3 protein-coding genes are annotated in these 4987 nt (G+C 42.8%); 1 reads left to right on the top strand and 2 read right to left on the bottom strand.

Features of this window, described 5'->3' with window-relative positions; all coding sequences use genetic code 11:
* Positions 1–142: 142 nt before the first annotated feature.
* Together A3729_RS09385 and A3729_RS09380 are read right to left on the bottom strand one after the other, a co-directional pair.
* On the bottom strand, positions 143–1192 hold the full coding sequence (locus tag A3729_RS09385; RefSeq protein WP_068515139.1) for a succinylglutamate desuccinylase/aspartoacylase family protein: 1050 nt from the start codon (positions 1190–1192) through the stop codon (positions 143–145).
* An 18-nt stretch (positions 1193–1210) separates the two neighbouring features.
* On the bottom strand, positions 1211–2710 hold the full coding sequence (locus tag A3729_RS09380) for a glutamate--cysteine ligase (protein WP_068515142.1): 1500 nt from the start codon (positions 2708–2710) through the stop codon (positions 1211–1213).
* 256 nt (positions 2711–2966) lie between these two features.
* Here A3729_RS09380 and A3729_RS09370 point away from each other — a divergent pair.
* On the top strand, positions 2967–4987 hold a 2021-nt coding region (locus A3729_RS09370), incomplete at its 3' end, for an ABC transporter substrate-binding protein (protein WP_156497840.1).

Here is a 4987-nt window from a genome sequence, read left to right as displayed (position 1 = left end):
CCAAGCATCATCAGTTATCGAAGAAGACAGCCATATACTAGGTAAGTCTCTTCACCCGGAAGCTAAAAAATAAGGCACAAATGCGTTCCTTTAATTTCTTGTTGAACCCAGTAAAATCTGGGTTCAACTTGTAAGCGGGCCACTAAGATAATTCCGCAACAACCTCTGAACCACAGTCCCTTACTGCATAAAATAGACAATCCATCTTGGCGATTTCCGGATTATTAGTGATCATAAAGAGCTTTAAGTCTCGTTTAGCAAACAATCCGCCGTCTTTGATATAAACCAACTCATTTACCACACATTCTTCTCGACTATTTTTTGAAGAAAATACAGCTTTCAGATCATCTGTTGCGACCCAACCCAACTGCGTATCTTTAACAGTAATACCTGAATTCAATTGCTCTATACTGGGTAGCAAACACAAATCAGATTCTTCACTTAATTTCTCGCCATACCTTAGACGACAATCATCCTTTAGTTCGAGCCTTACCGGATTAGTAAGCACCTCCAAGCTCTCTTGACTTTCTTGGCCTGCCAAGACACTTTCTAAACGAAAATAACGATTTAAGCCCTCCCAAGCAATCTGGTGCGCAGACTCATCTAAACGCCCTCCACATTCAATCGTCACAGTTGGGCAAAGGTATTCGGTGACCTCCATCAGAGCCCCTAAACGTAGGTGAGTCACGATGAGGCGTTTAGTAAACAATTCTGTCAAAGCATCATGCTGAGGATCTTCGTAGATCGCCACCGCAAATGAAGGGCCTGAGCCCGAGGTGTTATGCATATCGATCAAGCTTTCAGGTTTATAGCGCTTTAAAGTCTCTAGAATCTCAGCGGCGAGATAGCCAGGTTCATCATCAAAGGGTTCTTTAAAGCAGCGATTCAGGTCACGCTGACGAGCGAAGACACGATGACTGAATGAAGGCTCCAAGCTAGCCGCTGATACTGAAGCCACAATGCAAACGACATTCACCGCTGGCTTAAGTCCCGACTTCAACCATTTAAATAAGGCAATAAGGCCTGAAGGTTCATTGCCATGCAGTAGCGTTACAAATGCTCGCGTTCGAGTGGTGTCATCTCCTGACAGCAGGATTTCTGAAGGGCCTCCCAAGTAATCAAGAAACTGATAGATATCCTCACCAATTGAGCTTGGGTCTGGGTCACAAAATCTGTTTAACTCTATACTCATTCTTATATCCAATAATTGTTACGTTAAAGGCCATTCACCCACTGGAATGTTGTCTAGGCTGTAAGCAATATAGTCTTCTAGCATTGCTTTTCTTGCTTTGTCAGAGCTATAAGACTTTTCATTCTGATAATAAGCGGTTCTCTCTCTTTGCCATACTGCTCCGTTCTGCTTTGACTCAAGACGCTTTTTAACAATGGATAGATAATAGCCTGCTTCCTCATCTTCAACACCGATACTACGCAAGCCCTGCTCTGCATGATCAATGCTTTGGGAAAGAATATCGATAATGGGCTGATCACGACAACCTGAACGCTGAGGGTCTGGCCAAACGATTCGTGCACCCAAGCCAAATTGCGCGGCGCGATAGAAGTTAAACTCCGCTAAATGAAAAGGTAAAGCAGGCATCAGCTCATTCATTTTGTCGCGATAGTACTCTGCCAGACCGATATACAGTGCTGCATTGGCAACCATATCAACCGCGCTGGGCCCAGCGGGCAAAGACCTTAGTTCTATCCGTAAATGGCCTTCATCAGCATCGTCATATACCGGTCGATTCCACAACCAAACAGAGCTTTGATGAAGTCGCAACTCTGATAAGCTAGGTGCTTTCCCTTCTGCCATCTGGGCTTCTGGGTCCTGTTCACTGCATATTGGCAATAAAGGTGAAAATATCGAAGCTGTTTCCTGAAATAATTCCAAAGCAGAGCGGCGTACCCAGCCTTGCCCAAAACTTACCCTAGAAGGCTCGTTCCATCGGTATCTATCTTTTATTCGCGTATCGATAGACTGCTTAAACAAAGGTACTCGTGTTTCACACCAGAGGTCGTGACCAAATAAACCGGGTGAATTAGCACCTAAAGCTAACACTAAAGGCGTCACCATTTGAAAGGCATTGAAGGTATTTGCATAGTCTTCAGGGTCGACTCGATAATGAATCTGGAATGAAGTATTCGCACCTTCCAAGGTAACGTCCTGCATATCCATTTGTAAAGGAGGTCTACCGTTAATATCAATTTCAAATTCACGCCCACGACGTTCAAACAATTGCTCAACCAAGGTTCTATAACGCTGGCGGTCCGTCATACAAACAGGCCCGAAATGAGAATTATCCAGCGTAGGAAGTATACCGACAGGAAATATGCGACCTTCATATTTTGCAGCAATATCATTTAGCTTCGACAGCTGGCGGCAAATCTCATTTTCTGTCGACTTAAACGGCGCATCCGACAGGGAATATGGAGTCAGGTTATATTCCAGGTTATAGCGGTTAATCTCCAGAGTCAGTTGTTTGTCATCAGCAGCATCTAAGATTTCTTGATTCAGCAACAAGGGCTCTCCCTTGCTATCAACAATATACATTTCGAGCTCGGCACCCAAAATAGCACTACCCGGTTTCTTTTTTCCAAAGCCTGTCTGTGACAATAGGGAGCTCAAGCTGGAAAGGTTGGTCTGCAGTTTTTTTTCAAAGTCTCGATAATCACTTTCTGCAAAACTGCTCTTATCTATATCAATTCCCATCTATCCGTACTCTGTATCAATGGTGCTTTCTGAATCAGCTTCAAAACAAAATCTATAACTCATACTATGAACAAACTTCTTATCCAATGCCTTGATCTGGCACAAAGACTTATTAATACCTGATAATTCCCCCAATAAATTTACATTATTTTTAAGCTCGTAACTCTGCAGCTGGTGTTTTTTTGAACTACACTTAAAAGATTGCTTTGGCCTTCCAAATACGCGGCTATTACCTTTAACCAGTAGACTTTTAACTTTGAATAACATAACAAAGAAAGCAAGCAACGCCCACGTACAGATATTGCCCAGTATAGCGCTACGGGTTGCTAGAGGCACATCAACCGTCTCGTTATTCTTTCTTCTGTATCTGAGTATGTTGATTGGCTCCACAAGCGCTTACGCAGATGAGCATCTCAGCCCATCACTCAAAAATGTCAGTATACAACTGAAGTGGAAACACCAATTTCAATTTGCAGGATTCTACGCAGCCCTGGAAAATGGCTATTACCAAGATGCCGGTTACAACGTCGAGATCAGAGCTGCCGGTCCTGATATAAACCCCATCACAGAAGTGCTTGAGGGTAAGGCTGATTATGGCATAGCCAATGCTGAGCTTGTGCTCTATCACCTGAACGGCAATCCTCTCGTCGCATTAGCAGCCATTATTCAACACTCGCCAATCGTATTGATGACTTTAAAGAAGAATAATCTGCTAACTCCACAAGACTTAATCGGTAAACGCGTGATGTACCCAGAGGGACATTACGGTTCAAATACGTTAGGACTGTTAAAGAAAGAAGGGATTAATGAGTCACAAATTGAGTCGGTGCCCTTATCCTACAATATTCAGGATTTAATCGATGAAAAAGTCGATGCAATGGTTGGTTATATAACCGATCAACCCTTCCAGCTGAGACAAAGAGGTGTCGAATACAACCTTATAGACCCTCGTGTTTACGGAATAGACTATTACGGAGACGTGTTATTTAGCACAGAGTCTAAAGTTGATGAGCATAGCGATGAAGTGAAAGCCATTAGAAAAGCCAGTATTGACGGCTGGCGTTACGCTATTGAGAATCCAGATGAGCTTATTGAGCTCATCAAGAATAAGTATCAATCAGAACTCAGCATTGAAGAACTCCGCCATGAAGCTCAGGAGACCATTCGTCTAATCGTTCCCAAACTGGTGGATCTGGGACACATGAACCCAGGAAGGTGGCAGCACATCGCTGACTCGTTTACCGATCTTGGCATGAGCACTGGCGAATTGAACCACGAGCGTTTCATTTACTCTCCTGAACTAAATGAAGCCAGCCAACTGACGCGTCAGGTACTCCAAGTTTCCAGTATTATATTTGTTATTGGCGCAGCCTTTATTTCAATCTTATTCTATGTCAATAAAAACCTGAAACGCGCTGTTAGTGAGAAAACAATGTATCTCACCAAGGCTAATCGGGAATTAATTGTTTATACTAAACAATTAAAAGACAAAGAGGATGAGCTGCATACGCTCAACACTGAGCTTGAGAAACGAATAATTTCCAGAACAGAAACCATCAACAAAATAAACTACGAACTTACGGAAGAAATAAATCAGCGTAAAAAGCGTGAAGTATCACTGCAACTCTTATCCCAAGCGATTGAGAGTAGTGATAGTACAGTATTAATTATAGATAAGGAGCACACAATTAGTTATGCCAGTAAGGCATTTCTAAAGCTTACTGGTAGCTGTGATATGAAGCTGGAGGGGCAGCCAATTTCGATACTGGAAAACAAACTTTCCCTTCCCCCGATCTCCTCTCAGGAGTTGAGTACACAAAGCTTATCGCCTAATACCGAAGGTCTGATTCAGAGTAAACTCAAGTGCACCGATGCAAATGGTGACACGCATTGGATGAAGACCAGTATTTCATTGCTTAAAAGCCATCCCTATCAAGAAACCTCAGAAATATCTCACTATGTGATTACTTTCGAAGATATCACCGATATCAAGAATCATCACGATGAAATGGAACGTATGGCTTTATACGACCCGCTGACAGGTCTAGAAAATCGGGTACTATTCCAGAAGAGGCTCGAGTCAGCAATTCAAAATGCCAAACGTAATATGGTAAAAGCTGCATTGTTGTTTATTGATATAGATAACTTCAAAACCATTAATGACTCCCTAGGTCATCAGGCCGGTGACGAGATTCTAAAATCCGTCGCCAAGCGCTTGAATGAGCATGTAAGGCAAAACGATAGCATTGCTCGTATCAGTGGTGATGAATTTACAGT

It is taken from the genome of Oleiphilus sp. HI0043 (assembly GCF_001634935.1).
This window is presented reverse-complemented; position numbering and strand designations above follow the sequence as displayed.